The sequence below is a fragment of the Bradyrhizobium sp. BR2003 genome (genome assembly GCF_009720285.1).
Lineage (GTDB): Bacteria > Pseudomonadota > Alphaproteobacteria > Rhizobiales > Xanthobacteraceae > Bradyrhizobium > Bradyrhizobium elkanii.
Window position 1 is genome coordinate 358,659 of sequence record NZ_SMYJ01000019.1, and the last position, 24,286, is coordinate 382,944.

The window sequence follows — 24,286 nt, forward strand, 5'->3', positions numbered from 1 at the left end:
CCTCATTTCTCCTCATCGGATGGAGGCTTTCGTGCGCGCAGTGTTTGTCGACGCCAATGAATCGCTCGCTGTCATCACCGAGCGCCTGGAAAAATCAGGCGATCCCAGGATGCGGATCAACCGCAACCCGGACATCAAGTCCGAGGACTATCCAGCGGTGCTCGACGGCGCCGAGATCGCGGTGGTCGACCACACCGCGCTGCCGACCGACGTTGCGAAAAAGTGTGCCGGCCTGAAGCACGTCGTGTTCCTCGGCACCGGCGCGCGCAGCTACATGAACCCGGAAGAACTCGCCGAGCTCGGCATTTCCGTGCACCTGATCAAGGGCTATGGCGATACCGCGGTCGCGGAATCGGCGATCGCGCTGATGTGGTCGTCGGCGCGCGTGATCGCGCAGATGGACCGCGAGATGCGCGCCGGCAACTGGCTGCGCGAGGACGGCATGCAGCTCACCGGCAAGACGCTCGGCCTCGTCGGCTTCGGCGGCATCGCTGCCGAGGTCGCCCGCATCGCGCTCGGCAGCGGCATGAAGGTGATCGCCTGGAACCGGTCGCCCAAGAGCCATCCGGGCGTCGAGTTCGTCGAGCTCGACACCGTGCTGGCGAGCAGCGACGTGGTCTCGATCCATCTGCTGCTCAACGACGAGACCCGCGGCCTGATCACGCACGACAAGATCGCGAAGATGAAGAAAGGCGTGGTGCTGATCAACACCGCCCGCGGCGCGATCGTCGACGAGCAGGCGATGATCGATGCGCTCAATTCGGGCCACATCCGCCACGCCGGCCTCGATGTCTACAACATCGAGCCGCTGCCGAAGGATCACCCGCTGACCAGGATCCCGAACGTGACGCTGTCGGCGCACTCCGCCTTCCGCACGCCCGAGGCGAGCGAGAACTTGATCCACGCGGCGTGGGAGCATTGCCGAAGGATCGTGAAGCAATAATTATCGACGTCGTCCTGGCTTTCGCCAGGACGACCCGCGTGATTGACAGCGTAGCCTAATCCACCATCTCCGCGACCGCCTTGCCGCACGCCGTGGTGTCGGCATTGCCGCCGAGATCACGCGTCCGCAGCGTGCGTTCGCCGAGCGCGCGCTCGATCGCGCCGACGATGGCGCTAGCTGCCTGCTTCTCGCCGAGATGCTCCAGCATCATCGCGCCCGACCAGATCATGCCGATCGGGTTGGCAATGCCCTGCCCGGCGATGTCAGGCGCCGAGCCGTGCACCGGCTCGAACACCGAGGGGAAATCGCCTTCCGGATTGATGTTGCCCGACGGCGCGATGCCGATCGTGCCGGTGCAGGCCGGGCCGAGATCGGAAAGAATGTCCCCGAACAAATTGGAGCCGACCACGACGTCGAACCAGTCCGGATGCAGCACGAAATTCGCGGTCAGGATGTCGATGTGGTACTTGTCCCACTTCACGCCGGGATATTTCTTGGCCATCGCCTCCACGCGCTCGTCCCAGTAGGGCATGGTGATGGAAATGCCGTTCGATTTGGTCGCCGAGGTCAGATGCTTCTTCGGCCGCGACTGCGCCAGATCGAACGCGAATTTCAGGATACGGTCGACGCCGGTGCGGGTCATCACGGTCTGCTGCGTGACGAATTCGCGGTCGGTGTCCGGGAACATGCGCCCCCCGACGGAGGAGTATTCGCCCTCGGTGTTCTCGCGCACCACCCAGAAATCGATGTCGCCGGGCTTGCGGTTCGCCAGCGGCGACGGCACGCCGGGCATCAGCCGCACCGGGCGCAGGTTGACATACTGGTCGAACTCGCGGCGGAACTTGATCAGCGAGCCCCACAGCGAGATGTGATCCGGGATCTTGGCCGGCCAGCCGACCGCGCCGAAATAGATCGCGTCATGCTTGCCGATCTTGTCCTTCCAGTCGGCCGGCATCATCTCGCCGTGCTTCTCGTAATAGTCGTAGGAGGCGAAGTCGAAATGGTCGAACTTCACGTCGACGCCGTGCTTCTTGGCCGCCGCCTCGATGACGCGCAGGCCCTCCGGCATCACTTCCTTGCCGATGCCGTCACCGGGAATGACCGCAATCCGATACTGCTTCTTTGCGCTGCTCATCGAGAACACCCTTGTGATTTGCCCGGCCGGCAATGCCGCCTATTCTGATGGTCCTGCAATGAACCAAACTTCGCGCCAGCGCAACGCTGCAGTGCAGTGTTGACCGCGGTGCGACCCTGCCCCACCAAATTCGCCGACACCACTCCTCATACCAAGCGAGACATCCCATGGATCTGCATCTGCGCGGCAAGCGTGTCCTGATCACCGGCGCCTCCAAGGGCATTGGCGCGGCCGCCGCCGAAGCCTTTGCCGAGGAAGGCGCCAATTTGCTGCTCGCCGCCCGCAACGGCGAGCAATTGAAGGCACAGGCCGAGCGACTCCGTTCGGCGCATCAGATCGACGCGGCGATCAGCGTGGTCGACCTGCGCAAATCCGAAGATCTGGCGCGATTGGCAAAAGAGGCCGCCGACATCGACATCCTCGTCAACAATGCCGGCGACATCCCGGGCGGCTCGATCGACAAGATCGACGAGGCGACCTGGCGGCATGCCTGGGAGCTCAAGGTGTTCGGTTACGTCAATCTGACACGCGCGATCTACGCGCAGATGAAGGCGCGCGGCGGCGGCGTGATCGTCAACGACATCGGCGCGGCCGGCGAGAAGTTCGACGCCAATTACATCTGCGGCAGCGCCGGCAATGCGGCGCTGATGGCGTTCACCCGCGCGCTCGGCGGCAAGAGCCTCGCCGACAACATCCGCGTCGTCGGCATCAATCCCGGCCCCGTCGGCACCGACCGCCACGTCACGCTGCTCAAGACCCGCGCCAAAAACCAGTTCGGTGACGAGAACCGCTACACGGAGTTCCAGAAAGGTCTGCCGCTCGGCCGGCCCGCACATGCACGCGAGATCGGCGACCTGATGGCGTTCCTGGCGTCCGACCGGGCCGGCTATACGTCCGGCGTGATCTACACGGTCGACGGCGGGCTGACGTCGGGGTGGGGATAGCTAGCTCGCGCTAGCCATTCATTCCGCAGTCATCCCCGCGCAATGGCTTCGCCATTGTCGCTGGAGGAGCCGCGCCTTGCGCGGCGTCTCGAAGGATGGGCTACGTCATCCTTCGAGGCTCGCCGAAGAGGCTCGCACCTCAGGATGACGCCGTGCGTTCGAACAACTGCCGGATCAGCGTCGTGATGCGGCCCTGCGGCGCCAGCATCTGGTTCATGATGGAGAAATGATCGGCGCCGGCGATCTCCTCATAGGTCACCGGCAAGCCGTAACGGGCGCGATGGCCGGCGAAATCGGCGGTCTGCTTGCGCAGCAGCGGCAATTCGGCGCTGCCGACCACCAGCGACAGCGGCTTTGCCGTGCCGCCTTCCGCCATCATCGGCGAGTTGCGCCGCGACGCCGCTTCGTCGAGCTTGAGCTTTTCGTTGAGGTAGGAATGCCTGATCGGCTCGAGGTCGTAGATACCCGAGATCGCCATGCCGGCCCGGACATGGGCGTTCGACAGCGCCATCGATGTCAAATGTCCGCCGGCCGACCAGCCCGACACCACGATGCCCTCGGCAGCGGCCCCGAGCGCGGGCAACTGCCCGGCCAGAAAGTCGATACCGGCATGGATCTCGGCGACGATGTCATCGAGCGTCGCATCCGGCGCCAGCGTATAGCCGATCAGCGCGACATTGATGCCATGGGCCATCGGCCCCTCGGCGAAGATCGTGAACACTTCCTTGGCACGGGTCTGCCAATAGCCGCCGTGGATGAACAGCAGCGTCGGCGCGCCGTCGCGGGCTTTCAGGAAGTCGATCCGGTTGCGCTCGCGTGGGCCGTACCTAAGGTCGAGATGGCGGGCGTGCTTTTGCCGCAATGCCGCCGAGCGCTGCTCCCATCCCGCAGCAATCTCGGCGCTGCCCTTGACGGCAACGCCGTTGTTCAGACCGAGATCGCGCTCCTGCTGGCTCATCGCGCGCCAGTCAAGCGCGGAAAATAACGCTGCCATCCCGGCCTCTTCCGTTCACGTCGCATTGCCACGACGGCAGGAAATGTTCTACAGCACAAGCAAACGGAAGGCATAGGAGCAACGGCGCATGGCTGATCAGGGCTTGGTGAAGGAAACGGCGTGTGCCGTCGTCGAAAAGCTGAAGGCTGGTGACGTCACGCCGCTCGATCTGCTCGACGTGCTGGAGACGCGCATCGCCGAGGTGGACGGCAAGGTCAACGCACTGCCGACGCTCTGCTTCGACCGCGCCCGCACCCACGCCAAGGCGCTGATGCTGAAGCCGGTCAGCGAGCGCGGCCTGCTCGCGGGCCTTCCCGTTCCGATCAAGGATCTCACGGCCGTCGCCGGCGTGCTGACCACGCAGGGCTCGCCGATCTTCAAGGACAACATCCCGGCGAAGTCGGACATCCTGGTCGAGCGCCTCGAACAGAACGGTGGCGTGATCTACGCCAAGTCGAACACGCCGGAATTCGGCGCCGGCGCCAACACCTTCAACGAGGTGTTCGGTCCGACCCGCAATCCCTGGGACACGTCACGCTCGGCCGCCGGCTCCTCCGGCGGCGCCGCCGCGGCCCTTGCGAGCGGCACCGCGTGGCTCGCCCACGGCTCCGATATGGGTGGCAGCCTGCGCAATCCCGCGAGCTTCTGCGGCATCGTGGGCCTGCGGCCGTCGATCGGCCGCGTCGCGCACACGCCGAAATTCGGCGTCGACCGTACCCTCGGGGTGCAGGGACCGATGGCGCGCAATGTCGAGGACCTCGCACTGCTGCTCGACGCGATGAGCGGCGAACATGCCGCCGATCCGCTGTCGCTGCCCGCACTGCCGACGTCGTTCCTGTCCGCAGCCCGCTCCGGCAGCAAGCCGAAACGCATCGCCTATTCGCCCGATCTCGGCATCACACCGGTCGATCCCGAGGTCAAGGCGGTGACCCGCAAGGCGGCAGAGCGGTTTGCGGAAGCCGGTGCGATCGTCGAGGAAGCGCATCCCGATCTGCGCGAAGCCCATGAATGCTTCCACGTGTTGCGCGCGTTCGATTTCGCGATCAGCAAGGCCGAATTGCTGCGCACCAAGCGCGATTTGCTGAAGCCCGAGGTGATCTGGAACATCGAGGAAGGGTTGAAGCTCACGGTCGAGAAGCTCGAACGCGCCGAGGCGCAGCGCGTCGCGATGACGGCGCGTGCGCTCGAATTCTTCGACAAGTACGACCTGCTGCTGGCGCCCGCGACCATCGTGGCGCCGTTCCCGGTCGAGAACCGCTATGTCGCCGAGTGCGACGGCAAGAAGTTCGACAATTACGTCGAATGGCTCGGCATCGTCTATGCGATCACGCTGGCGTGTTGTCCGGCGCTGTCGCTGCCCTGCGGCTTCACCGCTTCGGGCCTGCCCGTCGGCCTGCAGATGGTCGCAAAGCCGCGTGCCGAGGCGCAGCTGCTGGCCGGCGCGAAAGTGCTGGAGGACATTCTGGGCGCGCGCGGCACCACGCCGATCGATCCGCGTCCGCCGAGGTAGAGGGCCGGCCCCTCATGGTGAGGAGCGCGAAGCGCGTCTCGAACCATGAGGCCCGTCCGTGGCCTCGTCCTTCGAGACGCTTGCTGCGCAAGCTCCTCAGGATGAGGTGATGAATCTGTTGATGCGGCCCTAAGACGCGAAGCCTACGCTTTACCTTCGGTCGCCTGCAGCGCCACGGTGAGTGCTGCCTTGGTCTGCTCGACGATTTCGTCCAGCAGCTCCTCGCGGCTGATCTGCGCGGACTCGCCGGTGAGCAGGCCCTGCTCGGCGAGCATCACGATGCCGTGCAGTCCGGCCCAGATCTTCAGCGCCTGGCGCTCGCGCAACAGCCCGACCGCCGGCGCCTCGAACGACTCGATCAGCAGCGCCAGCGTTTCCATCGCAGCGGTGTGCAGCTCGCTGCCCTTCGGCGCGCAGGCCATGGTGCGCGACGCGAACATCAGCCTGTAGATGCCGTGGCGCTCGAGCCCGAAGGCGAGCGCGGCCTGGGCGAAGCGCGACAGCTTCGAGCCTTTGCCCGACTGCTCGATCGCCTCGCGCATGATGACATTGAACTGCCGGAACGCTTCCGCGGTCACCGCCTCCAGCAGCGCCTCGCGGTCGGCGAAATGCCGGTATGGCGCCGGCTGCGAGACGCCGAGCTGCTTGGCCAGCGCCTTGATGCTGATCGCCTCGGGACCACCGAGCTCGACCTCGCCTAACGCGGCCTGGATCAGGGCTTCGCGGAGGTCGCCATGGTGGTAGGTTTTGAACGGCTTGCGTACGATTTGTCCCATTGCGGCAATGATCGCTGAATTTTCGCTTGACGCGCAAGCGCGACGATAATGTAATATGCTATAACTTGGCGATCCGGTTAAGAGCCCGGCCGCCCAAGCAAGCCAAGAACTTGCATAAACTGGAATGAGAAACCGGGCGCAACCCACATTGCGCCAGAGCCGAGGGAGGGTGCTTGCATGTCCAAGCTCAGAATCCGCGTCGACCAGGACAAATGCCAGGGTCACGCCCGCTGCAAATCACTCGCCCCCGAACTGTTCGAGCTCGATGAATACGGCAACGCCCACGAGGTCGGCGACGGGACCGTCCCGGCCGGGCTCGAGGACAAGGCCTGGCTCGCGCAGACCAATTGCCCGGAAATCGCGATCGAAGTCACCGAGGAATGACGGCTAGCCGGGAACGGCCGCGCGCCGCCCGTTGAGCCGACCAGCGTTTGATCGAACGAGAAGGAAACGAGCTGATGTCCGATTCCCCGTCCGCAAGCTATCTGCCCGAACATCCCCCGGTCTCCGACTGGGTCCATGATTTCGACCATACCGATCCGGTCTGGACCGACGACCCGTTCCCGATCTGGGAGACGCTGCGCGCGGCTTCGCCCGTCGTGCACACCGAGCGTTTCCTCGGCTGCTACATGCCGACCACCTATCAGGCGGTGAAGGAGATTGCCTACGACACCGAGCACTTCTCCTCGCGCCGCGTCATCGTGCGCGACGTCCGCCCCGAGATCACCGCGCGCGCACCGCCGATCACCTCCGATCCGCCGGAGCACAAGCCCGCCAAGCAGGTGCTGCTGCCGCCGTTCACGCCGGACGCGACGAAGCGGCTGGAGCCGCGGGTACGCGCGATCTGCAACGAGCTGATCGACGACTTCATCGCCGATGGCCATTGCGACGCCGCCGCGCGCTACACCAAGCACATCCCGGTGCGCGCCATCGCCCATATGCTGGGGATTCCCGAGAAGGACGGCGATCTCTTCATCAAATGGATCCACCAGATCCTCGAGCTCGGCATCAAGAACGAAGACGAGCTGATGAACGGCGTGCGCGAGATGACCGGCTACTTCGTGGCCCATCTCGAGCAGCGCAAGCTTGAGCCGGGCGACGATCTGATCTCGCAGCTGCTGCGGGCCAAGGGCCCCGGCGGCCAGCCGCTCACCGACGAGCACGTACTCGGCTCGCTGCGGCTGCTTCTGATCGCCGGCATCGACACCACCTGGAGCGCGATCGGCTCGTCGCTCTGGCACCTCGCCAAGACGCCGGCCGATCGCGAGCGCCTGATCGCGGAGCCGGCACTGATCCCGACTGCGATCGAGGAATTCCTGCGCGCCTATTCGCCGGTGACGATGGCGCGCGAGGTGATGAAGGAGACCACGATCTCCGGCTGCCCGGTGAAGGCGGGCAACATGGTGCTGCTGTCCTTCCCCGCGGCAAACCGCGATCCCGCCATGTTCCCCGATGCGGACAAGGTGGTGATCGACCGCAAGGAGAACCGCCACGCCGCCTTCGGCCTCGGCATCCACCGCTGCGTCGGTTCCAACCTGGCGCGGATGGAGATGCAGGTCGCGATCGAGGAATGGCTGAAGCGGATTCCGTATTTCCGGCTCGATCCGGCCGGCAAGGTCACCTGGTCGGAAGGCACGGTGCGCGGCCCGCGTCAACTCCCTGTTCTGTTCGGCAACAACGCCTGAGGAACCGGACAGCGGTTACATCACGTCACCCAATGAGGTAGCTTGCCCCGGAATCGAACCGACGAGTCCGGGAGCAATGCTATGTCCGAACAAACCGCTCAGCCCGCGAGCGATCATCTCGACATCCACGACGTCGAGCGGCGGGTGAAGGCGATCTTCATCGGCTCGGTCGGCAATCTCGTCGAGTGGTACGATTTCTACGCCTATACGGCGTTTGCACTGTATTTCGCGCCGGCATTCTTCCCGCACAGCGACCCGGTGGTGCAGCAGCTCAACGCGGCCGTGCTGTTTGCCGCGACCTTCCTGATGCGCCCGCTCGGCGGCTGGCTGTTCGGCTTCATTGCCGACCGCTATGGCCGTCGGCTGTCGTTGACGCTCTCGGTGGTCTGCATGTGCTTCGGCTCGCTGATCATCGCGGTGACGCCGACCTATGCCACGATCGGCATCGCTGCCCCGGCGATCCTGGCGCTGGCCCGCGTCATCGAGGGCCTGAGCCTCGGCGGCGAATATGGCGCCAGTGCCACCTATCTCAGCGAGGTCGCCGATCCCAAGCACCGCGGCTTCTACTCCAGCTTCCAATACGTCACGCTTATCGGCGGCCAGCTCACCGCGATCATCGTGCTGCTGTTGCTGCAAAAGGTGTTCCTGACACCGGACGAGCTGAAGGCCTGGGGCTGGCGGATTCCGTTCGTGATCGGCGCCCTGCTCGCGATCGTCGCGGCGGTGATGCGCCGCAGCCTGCATGAGACCGAGGCCTTCGAGGAGGCCAAGAAGGTTTCCAAGCCGACCGGCTCGATCGTCGGCCTGTTGAACTATCCGCGCGAATTGTTGCTGGTGGTCGGTCTCACCGCCGGCGGCACCGCGGCGTTCTATACCTTCACCACCTACATGCAGACCTTCGTGAAGCTGTCGGTCGGCCTCACCGAGGACCAGACCACCTTCGTGATCTTCGGCTCGCTGATCTTCGCGACCATCCTGCAACCGATCTATGGCGGGCTCTCCGATAAAATCGGCCGCAAGCCGCTGCTGATCTTCTTCGGCATCGCCGGCACGCTCGGCACGATCCCGATCCTGACCGCGCTGAAGGACACCAAGTCGCCGTTCATGGCCTTCCTTCTGATCTGCGGCGCCTGGATCTTCGTCGCCGGCTACACCTCGATCAACGCGATCGTGAAGGCCGAGCTGTTTCCGACCAATGTCCGCGCGCTCGGCGTCGGCCTGCCCTACGCCATCACGGTGTCGATCTTCGGCGGCACCGCGCCGGCGGTCGCGCTCTATTTCAAGAGCATCGGGCATGAGGACTGGTTCTACTATTATCTCAGCGGCATGATTTTCCTGTCGCTGCTGATCTATTCGACGATGCGCGACACCAAGCACGACTCCGCGATGCATCGCCACGAGTGACGGCGCAAACGCCCATGACCGACGATAACGAACCGCTCGAGAGCAAGTTGACGCGCAGCAAGCAGCGCTGGGCACGCGAGGGCAAATTCCTCACCGGCAGGATCACCCGCCCGGAGGAGCAGCGCCTGCCGCCGGGCCAGCATCTGACGGCGGACTGGCCGGTGCTCGATCTCGGGCTGATGCCGAACATCTCCCGGGAGCGCTGGCGGCTCGACGTCTACGGCGCGGTCGAGCAGACCATCTACTGGACCTGGCAGCAGTTCATGGCGCAGCCGCAGACGCAATTCGTCTCGGACATCCACTGCGTCACCACCTGGTCGCGCTACGACAATCAGTGGGAGGGGCTTGCCACAAGCGACCTGCTCGCCGCCTGCCAGCCGCGCGAGGGGGCGCGCTTCGTCGCGCTGCATTCGTATGACGGCTATACGACCAACCTGCCGCTCGAGGACTTTGCCGCCGAGGACGCGCTGCTCGCCCATAGCTGGTCGGGCAAGCCGCTGGAGCAGGAGCATGGCGGTCCGGTGCGGCTGGTGGTGCCGCACCTCTATTTCTGGAAGAGCGCGAAGTGGCTGCAGCGGATCGAATTCCTCACCGAGGATGCGCCCGGCTTCTGGGAGGTGCGCGGTTATCACAATCGCGGTGATCCCTGGGCCGAACAGCGCTATTCTGGCGACTGACAAACCAACGAGATGATGGAGCCTGCCCGTGCCGCACGAACGCTTTCAATTCATCGGTGTCGGCGGCCATCAGCTCGCCGCCGCGCTTGATACGCCCGACGGGCCGATCAAGGCCTATGCGCTGTTCGCGCACTGCTTCACCTGCGGCAAGGACGTGCTGGCCGCAAAGCGCATCGCGGTCGCGCTCGCGGCCAAGGGCTTCGCCACGCTGCGCTTCGACTTCACCGGCCTCGGCTCCAGCGAGGGCGAGTTCGCCAACTCGACCTTCTCGTCGAACGTCGCCGATCTGGTCCGCGCCGCCAACCATCTGCGCGAGACGCGCAAGGCACCCGCGATCCTGATCGGCCACAGCCTCGGCGGCGCCGCGATCCTCGCCGCCGCGGGTCAGATCCCCGAAGCCAAGGCGGTCGCCACCATCGCCGCGCCGTCCGATCCCGTCCATGTCACGCATTTCTTCAAGGACCGGATCGAGGACATCCGCGCGCAGGGTGAAGGCGAAGTCTCGCTTGCCGGCCGCCCGTTCCGCATCAAGCGGGAATTCCTCGACGACGTCGCCGAGCAGAATCTGATGGCGCAGGTGAAGCAGCTGCACAAGGCGCTGCTGATCATGCATTCGCCGACCGACGACACCGTCGGCATCGACAACGCCACGCATATCTTCGGCGCCGCGAGGCACCCCAAGAGCTTCGTCTCGCTGGCGGGCGCCGATCATCTCTTGAGCGGCAAGCAGGATGCCGCCTATGTCGCCGACGTGATCGGGGCCTGGGCCGAACGCTACATCGAACTCGCGCCGCAGCCGGCGGCGGATACCGGCAGCGCGCCGCGCAACGTCGTGGTGCAGGAGACCCGCGCCGGCAAGTTTCAGCAGATCGTCACGACAGGCCCGCATCGCATGCTGGCCGACGAGCCGGTTGCCGTCGGCGGCCAGGATTCCGGCCCCGGGCCGTACGACTTCGTGCTGGCCGGGTTAGGCGCCTGCACCTCGATGACGATGCGGATGTATGCCGACCGCAAGTCGCTGCCGCTCGATCGCGTCACGGTGACGCTGACGCACAGCAAGATCTACGCCAAGGATTGCGAGGAGTGCGAGACGCGCGAGGGCATGCTCGACCAGATCGACCGCGTCATCAGGATCGAGGGCGAGCTCGACGCGGACCAGCGCAAGCGGCTGATGGAGATCGCCGACAAATGCCCGGTGCACAAGACGCTGACGTCGGAGGTGCGGATCGTCACCAAGGCGGCGGAGTGAGCCCGCGACGCAGCGGGAAAGGCCGAGCCGTAGCAGCATCTGGGCAGTGCCCCCTCCCGCCTGCGGGCCGTTACAGGGGCGTGCCCAAAAATATCGAAAACAACCCCATGCAAAGGGGCTGGCGGCCGCCGGCGCTCGACAACGCAACTTGACACGTCGGGCAACTCAGGGATATTCTTCCATTATTCCGAAATCGTGCGAAAGCCCCTCTACCCACGCGCCGCGCGCTTGCCGGTCAGGCAGTTCGCCATGATCCGCACCGCGGCGCCGATCTCGTTCTCGCGCCAGGCGGCGAAGCCCAGCAGCAGGCCATGGTCGCGCGGCCGCTCCAGCGCGAGGCTCGACAGCGCGCGCACCTCGACCCCGGCGGCCACCAGCCGCGCCACGGCGTTCCGGTCCGCAGTGCCATCCTTGAAGCGGGCAATCAGCTGCATGCCGCCTGGCGGGATCTCTGCGGTGAGCACCGGATCGAGATGCCGCGTCAGCGCTGTCGCAAGATGGTCGCGGCGCGCGCGATAGATGCGCCGCATCCGCCTGACATGCGCCAGGAAATGCCCGTCGGCCATGAAGCCGGCCAGCGCCTCCTGGACATGCACGGAGGCGATCAGCCCGAGATGGCGCTGCGCGATCTCCATCGTCCGCGCCAGTGATGGCGGCACCACAAGATAGCCGATGCGGATATCGGCCGTCATCGCCTTGGCGAACGTGCCGAGATAGAGCACGCGTCCCTCGCGATCGAGCCCCTGCAGCGCCGGCATCGGGCGGCTGTCATAGTGAAACTCGCCATCGTAATCGTCCTCGACGATCCAGGTCTTGCCGGGCTCCGCGGCAGCCAACAACTCGGTGCGGCGCGCGACCGGCATCACCCGCCCGGTCGGGTGCTGATGCGACGGCGTCGCGAAGATCAGCTTCGGCGCACGCGCCGCGAGCATCCGCATCATGCCCCATTGATCCAGCCTGACACCGACGACGTCGGCACCGGCGGCGCGAAATGCCGCCGCCGCGCCGGGATAGCCGGGATCCTCGGTCCACACCGCATCGCCGGCGGCGATGGTGGTCGCGGCAATCAGCGTCAGCGCCGCCTGGGCCGTCGGCAGGATCAGGATCTGATCGGCCCCGGCGCGCACGCCGCGGCTGATTTCAAGGTAGTCGCACAAGGCTTCGCGCAGACTTGGCCGGTTGACCACGGTCTGGTCGTTGAAGCGGCGGCGCAATGCGCTGCGACGCAGGCAGCGCGCCCAGATCTCGTGCGGAAACTCGCGCGCATCCGCGAGTCCGGAACGCAGCGGCCGGAAATCCGCCTGGTAGGACAGCGGCCAATCGCTATCGGAGAGCTGCAAGGCCCAGGGCGACAGCAGCGGCTTGCGGGCGGCCTCGCGCTTTGGCGCCAGCGCAGGCTTGGCGAAGCGCGCTTCGATATCGTCGGTCACAACCGGCCGCCGCCGCGCCGCGACCCGCAGGTATCCTTCGGCCGCCAGCTGCTCATAGGCATGCGTCACGGTGTTGCGCGCCACGTCGAGCTCGGCCGCAAGGCTGCGGCTCGACGGCAGCATGGCCCCGCTCCGGATCCGGCCGCTCGCCATCAGCGCGCGCAGCTGCTGGGTCAGCTGCGCGGCCAGCCCGACATTGTCCGATCGCTTCAGCGCGAGCAATTCGGCGAGGATCAATCTGGCTCCCTTGTTCTACAAAATCTGGCTCTTTCGAGAGAGCCAGCATGATCCTATTCACAAGCGGATATCGCCCGCAAGGATTCTGCCGTGAACCAGTCACTCTCCCCCGCCAGGGCCGCCGCCCTGTTCATCGTCGTGGTGCTGGCCTGGGGCATCAACTGGTCGGTGACGAAATCGCTGGTCGAGGCGGTGCCGCCGCTGTGGACCGCATCGCTCCGCAGCTGGGTCGCCCTGGTCGCGCTCTTGGTGATCCTGCGCGCCAGCGGCAATCTGATCATTCCGCGGGTCGCCGATGTCCCGGTCGTGCTCAGCGTGGCGCTGCTGCACATGACGTTCTTCTCGACGCTGGTCGCCGCCGGGCTGCGCTACCTGCCGGCCAGCAAGGGCATCGTGCTCGGCTACACAACGCCGCTCTGGGTCGCGCTGGCCGCCGGCGCCGCGCGGACCGAACGGCTCGGCGCGCTGAAGCTCGTCGGTGTCGCATTGGGGCTCGCCGGGCTCTGCGTGATCCTCAATCCGGCGTCGCTGGACTGGAGCAATCTGCACGTCATCGCCGGCGCCGGCATGATCATCCTCGCCGCGATCTGCTGGGCCGCCAACATCATCTACATCCGCTCGCACCGCTGGGTCGCGACGCCGCTGCAGCTCCTGCTGTGGCAGGTGCTGGTGGCGACGCTGGTGCTGACGATGTCGGCGCTGGTCACCGAGGGCGTGCCCACCGTGATCTGGTCGCCGCATCTCGTGCTGCTGTTCCTCTATTCCGGCTTCATCGGCACCGCGCTGGCCTATTGGGCGATGTCTGTTGTCAACAAGAGCCTGCCGGCACTGACCACTTCGCTCGGCACGACGGGAACGCCGATCGTCGGCATCGTGACCGCCGCGCTGCTGCTCGGCGAGCCGATCGATCTGTCGCTGGCGATCGCCGCGGCGCTGATCGTCGGCGGGATCGCGCTGAGCGCGCTTGCGGACGCGCCAGCGCGGGCCTAATTAGCGTCCATGCTCAAAAATTCGTCGCCTCGGCTTCGGTCTCGGGAGCTGACGTCGAAACCAACGTCCTGCATGTCGGCCTTGGGCCATCAGGCGACATTAGCAGTGTGGCCCGGTCACCCGATCCGTCGTACAATATCTCGTCGGTTGGGTTGAGAGCCATGGTGCAGGAGCGGCCATTCCCTGTCGAGCGCAGGTTGTCGGCGATCTTGGCCGCCGATGTGGCTGGCTATTCGCGGCTCATGCACGACGACGAAGAGGCGACACACGCCAAATTGACAGCGCTCTTGGCGGACACCGTTGTGCCAGCAATCGCTGAACACGGCGGACGTATCGTGAAGAACACCGGCGATGGGTTCCTGGCGGAGTTTACAAGCTCGGTTGAGGCTGTCCGAGCCGCCGTACGATTTCAGACCCGCATCAAGGAACTTTCAATCCACGAGAAGGAAGACAGGCGCGTTTCCTTCCGCGTGGGCGTCAACATCGGCGACGTAATGGTCGAGGCCCATGACATATTCGGAGACGGCGTTAACATCGCGGCGCGGCTCGAGGGCATCGCAGAGCCTGGCGGCATCTGCATCTCGTCTTCCGCCTACGATCAAGTAAGGGGCAAGGTGGGGGTTCAGTTCGCCGATTTGGGCGACCAGAACTTCAAAAACATCGCCCGCCCGGTCCGGACCTATGCCGTGATCTGGGATGAACACAGCCCAACGACACGGTCTCACCGCGCGGGATCCAGCGCCCTTTCACCGCCTCGTCTTTCCATCGTTGTGCTGCCTTTCGCCAACCTCAGCGGCGATCCCGAGCAAGACTACTTTGTCGATGGTGTAACCGAGAACTTGACAACGGACTTGTCGCGCATCGGTGGCTTGTTCGTAATTGCCCGGAACAGCGCGTTTTCGTACAAGGGCAAGGCAATCGACGTACGGCAAGTCGGCCGCGAGTTGAACGTCCGGTACGTGCTTGGAGGTTCCATGCAGCGCAGCGGCAAGCGGCTTCGAGTGAACGTGCAGCTCATCGATGCCGAAAGCCGCAAACATCTTTGGGCGGAGCGCTTCGAAAAGCCTGTCGCCGATCTTTTCGATATGCAGGACGAAATCGTATCGAGGCTCGCCAACTCGTTAGGTGCCCAGCTCGTTGTGGTCGAGGCGCGAACAGCGGAGCGGTCGCTGCATCCCGACGCACTAGACCTGTTCTTTCAGGGCACTGCCTGCTTCTACAACGGGCCGACCCTTGAGCACGCGACCCGGGCGCGCGGCTTTTTTGAGCGTGCCTTGGCGATCGATCCCCATGGGGGCGGAGCGATTTGGGCGTTGATCGGCATGGCAAACGTCGATCTAACCGTGGGAGCCGACCTGTTAACAGATGAACGGGCCGCGCTCCTTTCGGCAGCCGAATCGAACACGATCAAAGCACTTTCACTATCCCCCAACGTTGCAATGGCCCGCCTGATACTGGCTCTCGTGTACATTAGCACAAACCGCGCCGCACAAGGGATTACCGAATGCGAGCAGGCGTTATCGCTTAATCGCAATCTGGCTTATGCTCATGGCGCTATTGGTTTAGCCAAATTGTATATGGGTCGTCCTACCGAGACTGAAGACCACGTACTCGAGGCTCTTCGTCTATCCCCCCGCGATCTCGTCGCCAACCGGTTGATGCGTTTTGTGGGCGCGGCAAAGCTACAGGTCGGTGCGGATGCCGAAGCCGTCAGTTGGCTGCGACGAAGCATTGAGGCCAACCGCACTCATGCTCTCGCGCATTTTTTACTCGCCGCGGCTTTGGGCTTGCTCGGCGCGCTGGATGAGGCGCGAACAGCTGCGAAAGCGGGATTTGCGCTCAACCCAGGCTTTACGATCCGCCGCTTGCGCGCCGCGAAAATAAGCGACAATCCTATTTATCTCGCCGGACAAGAGCGCCTTTGTGAGGGCATGCGCATAGCCGGGGTGCCGGAGGGGTGATGTCGGAGATGGGTCATAAGCGCCGATAACTACCGAACTGGGCAACTTCCGTTTTATGACTGGAAGCCGGCGGTTATCAGTACACGCCCTTCTGTAATGGGCCCGATGATGTCAAGCCTCCCGAGTGAACGTCACGCCGCCGAGCTCATGCTTCTGTCCGTGGTCAACGCTTGGCCGCCACATCATGCTGTCAGAGGGAGCGGTGAGCCTATCTAGATACGCGTGGTTCGTCGGGCGACGGCCACTGGGCGTGTAACGGCTTCACCGCATCCACCGTCCCGGCGACGGGACTTCGGGCACTGGGCTTCTGTTCAGCCCGATTGCATTCCAGCTCTTCTCCTCGTGCTCTATGCTGCGATCGGGCCCGCGTCAGCCCAGCGGTAAGTTGTGCCGTCGACCCAGATCCGATGCAGGATCACTGCGAGCTTACGTGCCAAGGCGACTTTGGCGCGCTTCGAGCCTCGCCGCTTGGCGACGTCCATCCCCCAGCGCTTAAGTTTTGAGAACCGGGTGATGCGCGACAGCAGAACGTTGGCGGCCTCATACAACACCGTACGCACTATCTCGTCGCCGGCCAGCGTGATCCCGCCCGTGACGTCCTTTTCGCCCGATTGGTACTTCTTTGGCGTGAGCCCGAACAGCGCGCCTGCCGATTTTGACTTCGTGATGCGATTGGGGTCGTCAATCGCCGATTTGTAGGTAATAGCCACCAGAGGACCAACGCCTGGCACTGTCATTAGCCGGCGACAGACCGCATCGTCACGCACCGTTGCCAGCACAGCCTTGTGTAGCCTTCCGTACTCAGCTTTCAAGGCCGATCGCGCCGAAAGCATCGCTGCGGCAATGCGCTCCAATGTCGCCTGACCCGCAACCAACTCACGGATCCGCGCTTCGAAATTCTTCCGCGTCACCGGGCCAACCTTCAGCCCAAAGCCGCGCAAAATCCCGCGGATACTCAATTCCACATCGATCAGCCGCCCGAGAAGCTGTTTGCGTGCGATCAGAAGGGCCCGGATCTCTTGAGCATCGACCGACTTTGCGTGTACCGGCCGGAACCATCCCATCCGGATCAACTGGGCAATCCCGCGCGCATCCTTGCGATCCGTCTTGACCGTCATCGCAGACAATGCGGCCTTTACATGTCGCGTTTCCAGCAGAACCGTTTCGAAGCCTGCTCTTTTCAGCGCCGCATGCAGCCATTGCGACAGCGGCCCAGCCTCCAGCCCGATCTGCTTCACTGCAAAGCCAAGCGTCTCAAAAAATTCAACCAAGGCGTCGGGTTTGCTCGCGACCTTCGCCTCCTTCAGGATCTTACCCTGGACATCCACAACGCACACGCTCGACAGTTCCAATGATACGTCGATTCCGGCATAGTTCTCCACGGCTGTCCTCCGTCTCCAGATGCTTGGGGCCGACTCAGGTCGTGACCCCGTTTCATCATCTATCGGGGGACAGCCACCATCATGACCCCTTGCTCGGAGCAGGGCCCATTACGGCATCTAGGCAGCTGCTAACGGCCTGACCCGCAGCGCGCCGCGCAGGCCGGCGCCGGTGCCGAGCATGATGCCGGCGATCGCGATGAGGGACGACAGCGACAGCGTCGACAGTCCGGTCAGCCCCTGCCCGACCGAGCAGCCGAACGCCATCACGCCGCCCGCCCCCATCAGCGCGGCACCGCTTGCCGAGCGCAGCATGTGCTGCGGCGACCGATAGCCTTCGAGCTGGAAGCGCCCGGTGGCAATGGCGGTGATCAGGCTGCCGGCGAACACGCCGAACACGGTGACGATGCCGAAATTCAGCGTCGAGCCGGTCGACAGCATCACATATTGCAGGGCATCGGCGATCGGCGCGATGAAGGTGAGCGACGTCACCGGCACCGGATTGAAGTCATCCGCGCCGAGATAGCCGGTCGCATACCAGCCGCCCGCCACCAGCAGGCCGACGATCAGGCCGGCCGCGATCTGTCCGAATGATTTCCGGAATGGCGCATGGGCGAAGGCGAAGATGATCAGGACGGCTGATAGCGCTGACGCCGCGATCATCCGCGCCGGCACCGCGCCGAGGCCGATGCTTGCCAGCAGCGACGGCACCGAATTGGCTGCGACAGTGGCCTGAGAGGCCTGCACCATCGCGATGCGCGCCGGGGCGATCAGGCCCTTCAGCGTCATCTCGGCGAAGATGCCGAGCACGATCACGACCACGAAAGAGCGCAGATTGCCGCGCCCGAGCAGCACCAGAGCCCGCGAGCCGCAACCGTTCGACAGCACCATACCGTAACCGAACAAGAGCCCGCCGAGGAACATCACCGGCGCCGAGAAGGACGGTTGCAGATAGATCGACTTGCCGAGATCGACGAGGCCTGCCGCCGCCAACAGCTGCGAGGCCGCGATCGCGACGCCCATCGCCAGCGCATAGGTGCGCGCCAGGCGGCCGTCGCCCTCCGCCCACCAGCCACGCAGGCCGCTCATCATGCAGAAGCCGCTGAGCAGCCCGACCGAGCCATAGATCAGGCCGATGATCAGGGCGGCGAGGATGACGATCGTGGCGGGGTCCATGCGGGTTCTCTCGGCTATCCCGTCATCACGGTCGCAAAATCACGCGGTCGCGCGACGAGCCCGCCACGGCAACAAACGCCGCCTTGGCCTGTTCCAGCGGATAGATCGCGCTCGGCTTGATCGGGAATGGCTTCAGATGTCCGCCCGCAAAGCCCGGCGCAAGCTCGCGCAACACCTCGCCGGTCGCAACCGACGACAGCGCAAGCGTGTCGATGCCGACATAGGTGTGCTGGCCGCGGTAGAATTCGAGAATGTTGAACTGCACGATGCGGTCGACCGCCGCGATCAGGATCTGGCGGCCGCGCAGCGCCAGCGACTTGTGCGCGGCCTGGAAATAGGGATCGCCGACCGTGTTGTAGACGATGTCGGCGCCCTTGCCGCCGGTCAGCTCGCGCACGCGGCTTGCGACATCGGTGGTGGAGGCGTCGATCACATCGACCGGGGAATTGCTGTGGCCCTCATAGGGCTCGCGCTTGCGCACCACGCCGATCACGCGCGCGCCGTGCCAGCTCGCGATCTGCACCGCGGCTTGCCCGACCTTGCCGTTGACGCCCATCACCAGCACGGTTTCGCCCGCCTTCGGCAGGCCGGCGCGGCGCAGGCCCTCCATCGCCGTGACGAAGGGCACGCCGATCCCGGCGGCTTCGTCCCAGGAGACGCCGGCGGGCTTTTCCACCACCGCATCGCGCTCGACCACCAGATGCGTGGCATGGGTGCCGTCGCGGCGGATGCCGAGGTCGCCGGACGAGCCGAACACCTCGCGCCCGATGAATTCAGCCGGGCCATCGATCACCACGCCGGCATAGTCGCGACCACTGGTGCGCGGAAACACGGCATAGGGCATCAGCCCGGTCGCGGCCTTGACGTCGGACGGATTGACCGCCGCCGCCTTCATCTCGATCAGGACGTCGTTATCGCCGCGCGAAAGTGCATGAGTCTCGACCACGGGCGCCACCGCCGCCGCGTTCTCCGCCTTTGTCAGCAGGCGCACGCAGCGCGCGTCGACCACGCGACCGGGAGGTTCAGTGATAGGCATCGAGGGCTCCGGCTCGGAGAACTGACCGCATCTTCGGACCGCATGGACCGATACCATGACGGCATTGCCCGTAACTACCGAATTAGGCAATTAGTTCAAGAGGGGCAGCGGCCAGCGAGTTGCGGAATGGCGAGAGGCGGCAGCTTCGCCCGGCGTCGTCCCTGCGAAAGCAGGGACCCATACTCCGTGGCGGGTATTGTGAACGGGACTCGTGGTTCCGGCATCGCCCAACAACAACCATTCGTGGTTATGGGTCCCTGCTTTCGCAGGGACGACGATAGAGGTGGGTCGCAGTTCAAGACGTCAACCGCGCGGTGTCATCACCGCGCATGCATACGCGGGTGATGACACTGGGCAGACTGAACAATCACCCCTCATCCCCGCGCAACGGCTTTGCCGTTGGCGCCTCCTCACCATGAGAGGATAAGGCTATTCTTTCGGCCGCTTGTCGTAAACACGCTTCGCCTTGCCGAGCGAACGCTCCAGCGTCTCGGGCGCAACGACGCGGACGCGGGTCGAGATGCCGATCGTGTTCTTGATGAAGGCGGAGATCTTCTCGGCGTGAACAACCAGCCCTTCGCCGTCCCAGCTCTCGGGCCGGGCCTCGGCGAGCACCGTCATCTCGTCCATGCGGCCCTCGCGGGTCAGCTCGATGACAAAGTGACCGCCGCACCAGTCGGTCGCCAGCAGCGCTTCCTCGATCTGGGTCGGAAACACGTTGACGCCGCGCAGGATGATCATATCGTCGGAGCGGCCGGTCACCTTTTCCATCCGTCGCATGCCGGGCCGCGCCGTGCCGGGCAACAGCCGCGTCAGGTCGCGGGTGCGGTAGCGGATGATCGGGAAGGCTTCCTTGGTCAGCGAGGTGAACACCAGTTCGCCCTTCTCGCCGTCGGGCAGCACCTTGCCGGTCAGGGGATCGATCACCTCCGGATAGAAGTGATCTTCCCAGATATGCAGGCCGTCCTTGGTCTCCACGCATTCCTGCGCGACGCCCGGACCGATCACCTCCGACAAGCCATAGATGTCGGTGGCGTCCATATCGAACGCCTGCTCGATCTCGACGCGCATCGCGTTGGTCCAGGGCTCGGCGCCGAAGATCCCGAACTTCAGCGACGATTTGCGCGGATCGAGGCCCTGCCGCTTGAATTCGTCGAGGATCGCCAGCATGTAGCTCGGCGTCACCGTGATGATGTCGGGCCGGAAGTCGTTGATGAGCTGCACCTGCCGCTCGGTCATGCCGCCGGAGATCGGGATCACCGTGCAGCCGAGCCGCTCGGCGCCGTAATGCGCGCCGAGGCCGCCGGTGAACAGGCCATAGCCATAGGCGTTGTGCATCAGCATGCCGGTGCGGCCGCCGGCGGCGCGGATCGAGCGCGCCATCACGTCCGCCCAGGTGTCGATGTCGGCCCTGGTGTAGCCGACGACGATCGGCTTGCCGGTCGTGCCGGAGGACGCATGGACCCGCACCAATTGCTCGCGCGGCACCGCGAACATGTTGAAGGGATAATTGTCGCGCAGATCCGTCTTCACCGTGAACGGGAATTTGGCGAGATCGGGAAGCTGCCTGAAATCGGACGGGTGCACGCCGGCGGCATCAAAGCTCTTCTTGTAATGCGCGACATTGTCGTAGGCATGCTTGAGCGACCATGCCAGCCGCCTGGTCTGCAGCGCCATGATCTCGTCGCGCGAGGCGCGTTCCGCCGCATCGAGCTCGGCGTGATAACCGCTATCCCTAACCTTGAGCTTTGCCGTTGCCATCGACGTTTCCCCTGAAGCCTTTATGCCTTGATGTCCGTGTCGGGCAGCCAGGTGCCCGGTATCACGCGCGAATGCCCGCGGAATTCGGCGATCACGCTATCGCCGGAGGTCACGCTCACGTCGTAGATTCCCGAGCGGCCGCTGCGCGAGATCTCGCGCGCGGTCGCCACCAGACGATCCCCGAGCTTGCCGGGGCGGATGAAAGTGACGTTGCCCTGCGCCGCCACCGCGCGATCGTTGCGGCTGTTGCAGGCAAAGGCGAAGGCTGAATCGGCCAGCGTGAAGATATAGCCGCCATGGCAGATGCGCTGGCCGTTGACCATGTGCGGCTGCACCGTCATCGCCATCACCGCCTGCCCCGGCCTGATCTCGACGAGCTCCATGCCTAGACCCTTGCTGGCGTCGTCTTCCTTCCACATCGCGTCGGCGCAAGCGCGGGCGACATCCTCGGGCGATAGCGTGGCCTTCACGTTCACATCGAACTCCCTGTGCGCGGGCCCGTTGCGGAGGGCCTCTTGGCGTTGGATCAGTGTTGGGCGCGACGCGCGGGGCGTCAACGCTACTTCCGTCATTCCGGGGCGATGCGCAGCATCGAACCCGGAATCTCGAGATTCCGGGTCTGGTCCTTCGGACCATCCCGGAATGACGACAACCTAGACGTGGTCGTAATCGACCACGACCTTCTCAGAGCACGGCTTGGCCTGACAGGTGAGGATGAACCCCGCTTTCAGCTCCCACGGCTCCAGCGAATAATTCAGGTCCATCGGGGCCTCGCCTTCGACCAGCTTGGCGCGGCAGGTCGAGCACATGCCGCCCTTGCAGGCGAACGGCAGGTCCATGCCGGCGCGCAACGCAGCGTCGAGGATCGACTCGGCATCGGCCACCGGGACCTCGCGGCGCTTGCCGTCGATGATCAGACCGGCGATCGCCTTCGGCGGCGCGCCGGCGGGAACGACGACCTTCGGCCGCGGCTTGCCGCCGAATTCCGACACGAAGCGTTCGACATGGATACGCTCGTCGGCGATGCCGATCTCGCGACAGGTCGCCTCGATGGTCTCGCTCATCGCGGCCGGTCCGCAGACGAAGACGTGATCGACGGTCGCAGCCGGCACCAGCGAGCGCAGCAGCACCCGCACCTTCTCGCCGTCGAGCCGGCCATGCAGGATCGGAATGTCCTGCTCCTCGCCCGAGATGACGTGGAACACCGAGAGCCGCTGCATGAAGCGGTCCTTCAGCTCCTCCAGCGCCTCGCGGAACATGACGCCTTCGGTCGAGCGGTTGCCGTAGAACAGGAAGAAGCGGCCGTCCGGCTCGCGCGCCAGCACGCCCTTGATGATCGAGAGGATCGGCGTGATGCCGCTGCCGGCGGCGAAGCCGACATAGGTCCGCGCCTCGCCCGGCGCGTGGGCGACGCCGAAACGCCCGGTCGGCGTCATCACGTCGAGTTCGTCGCCGGCCTTCAATTCCTCTGCCGCCCAATTCGAGAACGCGCCGCCGTCGACCTTCTTCACCGCGATGCGCAGCTCGCCGTCGTCGGGACCGGAGCAGATCGAGTAGGAACGGCGAACCTCCTCGCCGTCCATCGTGGTGCGCAGCGTCAGATACTGGCCGGGCGTGAAGCGGTAGTCGCCTTGCAGATCGTCGGGGATCGCAAAGGTCATCGAGATCGCGTCCGACGCCTCGCGGCGCAGATCGCTGACGGACAGGCGGTGGAATCGGGGTGTCGACATGGTCAATGACACTTGAAGTAGTCGAAGGGTTCACGGCAGCTCTTGCAACGCCACAGCGCCTTGCACGAGGTCGAGCCGAATTCGGACAGCAGCTCGGTCTCGCCTGACCCGCATTGCGGGCACGCGACCGCCTGCTCGCCGAACAGCGCGCGGCGCGAGGAGCCCGGCAGCGGCGGCGCGATGCCGTATTCCTTCAGCTTGCGGCGGCCGTCCTCGCTCATCCAGTCGGTGGTCCAGGCCGGCGACAGCACGGTGCGGACCTTCGGCTTATGAATGCCTTCGCGCTCCAGCGCGAGCTCGATCTCGAGCGCGATCATGTTCATCGCGGGACAGCCGGAATAGGTCGGCGTGATCGCGACCTCGACATGCCCGTCGTGGACCGCGACATCGCGCAGCACGCCGAGATCGGCGATGGTCAGCACCGGGATCTCGGGATCGACCACCTGCGCGGCCGCGCTCCAGGCACGCCGGCGCAGATCGGCATCGCTGAGCGCAACGGTCACCATGTCGCCCCCGGAAAGGTTCGCTGCATCGACTGCAGCTCGCTGAGGAGATGGCCGAGATGCTCGCTGTGGCTGCCGTTGCGGCCGCCCTGCTGCATCCAATCGCTTCTCGGCAGCGCCAGCGTCGCCTCGTTGATGATGCCGGTGACCGTCTTCAGCCAGCGCGGCTGCAGCGCGGCCGGGTCGATTGCAATGCCGGCGTCGATCAGGCCGCGCTCGCCGTCGTCGACTGCGAACATCTCACCGGTATAGGCCCAGAGATCGTCGATCGCGCCCTGCGCGCGGCGGTGGCTCTCCTCGGTGCCGTCGCCGAGACGGACGATCCATTCCGACGAATGCCTGACATGATAGGCGCTCTCCTTCTCCGACTTCGCCGCGATCGCGGCGAGCGTCGGATCGGACGAGGCCATCATCGCGCGCCAGTAGAGATCGGCGAATGCCGCATAGAAGAACTGCCGCACCATGGTGCGGGCAAAGTCGCCGTTCGGCTGCTCGACCAGCAGCAGATTGCGGTACTGCCTGACGTCGCGCAGATAGGCGAACTTGTCCTCGTCGTTGCCTCGGCCCTCGACCTCGGCCGCGTAGGTGTAGAGCTCACGGGCCTGGCCGAGCAGGTCGAGGCCCATATTGGCGAGCGCCATGTCCTCTTCCAGCGCGGGCGCATGGCCGCACCATTCGGACAGCCGATGGCCGAGGATCAGGGCATCGTCGGCGCGGCGCAGCGCATAGAGCACCAGCGGCGTTTCGGAGACTTCGATATTTGCGG

General features: G+C 64.9%; 22 protein-coding genes. 10 read left to right on the forward strand and 12 right to left on the reverse strand.

From position 1 onward, the window contains the following. Positions 1 to 31: 31 nt before the first annotated feature. Positions 32 to 943 (forward strand): NAD(P)-dependent oxidoreductase, encoded by a 912-nt coding sequence (locus E2I15_RS14740; RefSeq protein WP_137476562.1) that lies wholly within the window; start codon positions 32 to 34, stop codon positions 941 to 943. Positions 944 to 998: 55 nt separating this feature from the next. On the opposite strand, the gene E2I15_RS14745 is transcribed toward E2I15_RS14740, so the two are convergent. Then, positions 999 to 2,078, reverse strand: a complete 1,080-nt coding sequence (locus E2I15_RS14745; RefSeq protein WP_137476563.1) for a tartrate dehydrogenase — start codon at positions 2,076 to 2,078, stop codon at positions 999 to 1,001. 167 nt (positions 2,079 to 2,245) lie between these two features. Between E2I15_RS14745 and E2I15_RS14750 the strand changes: the two genes are divergently transcribed. Continuing rightward, positions 2,246 to 3,022 (forward strand): SDR family oxidoreductase, encoded by a 777-nt coding sequence (locus E2I15_RS14750; RefSeq protein WP_137476564.1) that lies wholly within the window; start codon positions 2,246 to 2,248, stop codon positions 3,020 to 3,022. A gap of 139 nt (positions 3,023 to 3,161) precedes the next feature. On the opposite strand, the gene E2I15_RS14755 is transcribed toward E2I15_RS14750, so the two are convergent. Continuing rightward, entirely contained in the window at positions 3,162 to 4,016 is an 855-nt protein-coding gene (locus E2I15_RS14755) for an alpha/beta hydrolase (protein ID WP_137476565.1), read from the reverse strand. An 88-nt stretch (positions 4,017 to 4,104) separates the two neighbouring features. Here E2I15_RS14755 and E2I15_RS14760 point away from each other — a divergent pair, with 88 nt between their 5' ends. Beyond that, a complete protein-coding gene (locus E2I15_RS14760; protein ID WP_137476566.1) occupies positions 4,105 to 5,526 on the forward strand; it encodes an amidase in 1,422 nt (473 codons plus the stop codon). Positions 5,527 to 5,669: 143 nt separating this feature from the next. On the opposite strand, the gene E2I15_RS14765 is transcribed toward E2I15_RS14760, so the two are convergent. Then, the gene (locus tag E2I15_RS14765) at positions 5,670 to 6,302 is read right to left on the reverse strand and encodes a TetR/AcrR family transcriptional regulator (protein WP_137476567.1); all 633 of its coding nucleotides are present in this window, start codon (positions 6,300 to 6,302) and stop codon (positions 5,670 to 5,672) included. Positions 6,303 to 6,479: 177 nt separating this feature from the next. On the opposite strand from E2I15_RS14765, the gene E2I15_RS14770 reads away from it, so the two are divergent. From E2I15_RS14770 to E2I15_RS14790, 5 genes are all read left to right on the forward strand, one after another. Continuing rightward, entirely contained in the window at positions 6,480 to 6,686 is a 207-nt protein-coding gene (locus E2I15_RS14770) for a ferredoxin (protein ID WP_016842874.1), read from the forward strand. Between the two features lie 74 nt (positions 6,687 to 6,760). After that, entirely contained in the window at positions 6,761 to 7,987 is a 1,227-nt protein-coding gene (locus E2I15_RS14775; protein ID WP_137476568.1) for a cytochrome P450, read from the forward strand. Between the two features lie 81 nt (positions 7,988 to 8,068). After that, positions 8,069 to 9,391, forward strand: coding sequence for an MFS transporter (locus tag E2I15_RS14780; RefSeq protein ID WP_137476569.1), 1,323 nt, complete (start codon positions 8,069 to 8,071; stop codon positions 9,389 to 9,391). A 14-nt stretch (positions 9,392 to 9,405) separates the two neighbouring features. After that, positions 9,406 to 10,068 carry a sulfite oxidase-like oxidoreductase gene (locus E2I15_RS14785; protein ID WP_137476570.1) on the forward strand — a complete coding sequence of 221 codons (663 nt, stop codon included), beginning with the start codon at positions 9,406 to 9,408 and terminating at the stop codon, positions 10,066 to 10,068. Positions 10,069 to 10,096: 28 nt separating this feature from the next. Continuing rightward, positions 10,097 to 11,317: a bifunctional alpha/beta hydrolase/OsmC family protein gene (locus E2I15_RS14790; RefSeq protein WP_137476571.1), complete on the forward strand. Its 1,221-nt coding sequence runs from the start codon at positions 10,097 to 10,099 to the stop codon at positions 11,315 to 11,317. 209 nt (positions 11,318 to 11,526) lie between these two features. Here the strand turns inward: E2I15_RS14790 and pdxR are convergent, their stop codons facing one another. Continuing rightward, positions 11,527 to 12,984 carry a MocR-like pyridoxine biosynthesis transcription factor PdxR gene (gene pdxR, locus E2I15_RS14795; RefSeq protein WP_137476572.1) on the reverse strand — a complete coding sequence of 486 codons (1,458 nt, stop codon included), beginning with the start codon at positions 12,982 to 12,984 and terminating at the stop codon, positions 11,527 to 11,529. A gap of 90 nt (positions 12,985 to 13,074) precedes the next feature. Between pdxR and E2I15_RS14800 the strand changes: the two genes are divergently transcribed. Beyond that, the gene (locus E2I15_RS14800; RefSeq protein ID WP_137476573.1) at positions 13,075 to 13,974 is read left to right on the forward strand and encodes a DMT family transporter; all 900 of its coding nucleotides are present in this window, start codon (positions 13,075 to 13,077) and stop codon (positions 13,972 to 13,974) included. A 161-nt stretch (positions 13,975 to 14,135) separates the two neighbouring features. Beyond that, a complete protein-coding gene (locus E2I15_RS14805; protein ID WP_137476574.1) occupies positions 14,136 to 15,935 on the forward strand; it encodes an adenylate/guanylate cyclase domain-containing protein in 1,800 nt (599 codons plus the stop codon). Positions 15,936 to 16,282: 347 nt separating this feature from the next. Here the strand turns inward: E2I15_RS14805 and E2I15_RS14810 are convergent, their stop codons facing one another. The 8 genes from E2I15_RS14810 to paaC all read right to left on the reverse strand — a co-directional run. Then, on the reverse strand, positions 16,283 to 17,317 hold the full coding sequence (locus E2I15_RS14810) for an IS110 family RNA-guided transposase (protein ID WP_349629363.1): 1,035 nt from the start codon (positions 17,315 to 17,317) through the stop codon (positions 16,283 to 16,285). Between the two features lie 117 nt (positions 17,318 to 17,434). Further along, positions 17,435 to 18,490, reverse strand: a complete 1,056-nt coding sequence (locus E2I15_RS14820; protein WP_137477012.1) for a YeeE/YedE family protein — start codon at positions 18,488 to 18,490, stop codon at positions 17,435 to 17,437. Positions 18,491 to 18,515: 25 nt separating this feature from the next. Next, the gene (locus E2I15_RS14825) at positions 18,516 to 19,526 is read right to left on the reverse strand and encodes a quinone oxidoreductase family protein (protein ID WP_137477013.1); all 1,011 of its coding nucleotides are present in this window, start codon (positions 19,524 to 19,526) and stop codon (positions 18,516 to 18,518) included. A 429-nt stretch (positions 19,527 to 19,955) separates the two neighbouring features. After that, positions 19,956 to 21,287 (reverse strand): phenylacetate--CoA ligase PaaK, encoded by a 1,332-nt coding sequence (paaK, locus tag E2I15_RS14830; RefSeq protein ID WP_137477014.1) that lies wholly within the window; start codon positions 21,285 to 21,287, stop codon positions 19,956 to 19,958. Positions 21,288 to 21,307: 20 nt separating this feature from the next. Further along, a complete protein-coding gene (gene paaI, locus E2I15_RS14835) occupies positions 21,308 to 21,763 on the reverse strand; it encodes a hydroxyphenylacetyl-CoA thioesterase PaaI (RefSeq protein WP_018270508.1) in 456 nt (151 codons plus the stop codon). A 177-nt stretch (positions 21,764 to 21,940) separates the two neighbouring features. Beyond that, on the reverse strand, positions 21,941 to 23,017 hold the full coding sequence (gene paaE, locus E2I15_RS14840) for a 1,2-phenylacetyl-CoA epoxidase subunit PaaE (protein ID WP_137477016.1): 1,077 nt from the start codon (positions 23,015 to 23,017) through the stop codon (positions 21,941 to 21,943). Between the two features lie 2 nt (positions 23,018 to 23,019). Further along, positions 23,020 to 23,523 carry a 1,2-phenylacetyl-CoA epoxidase subunit PaaD gene (gene paaD / locus E2I15_RS14845; protein WP_137477017.1) on the reverse strand — a complete coding sequence of 168 codons (504 nt, stop codon included), beginning with the start codon at positions 23,521 to 23,523 and terminating at the stop codon, positions 23,020 to 23,022. Beyond that, positions 23,517 to 24,286, reverse strand: a 770-nt coding sequence (gene paaC / locus E2I15_RS14850) for a 1,2-phenylacetyl-CoA epoxidase subunit PaaC (RefSeq protein ID WP_155262378.1), incomplete at its 5' end; no start/stop codon positions are given. The genes paaD and paaC, both read right to left, overlap by 7 nt.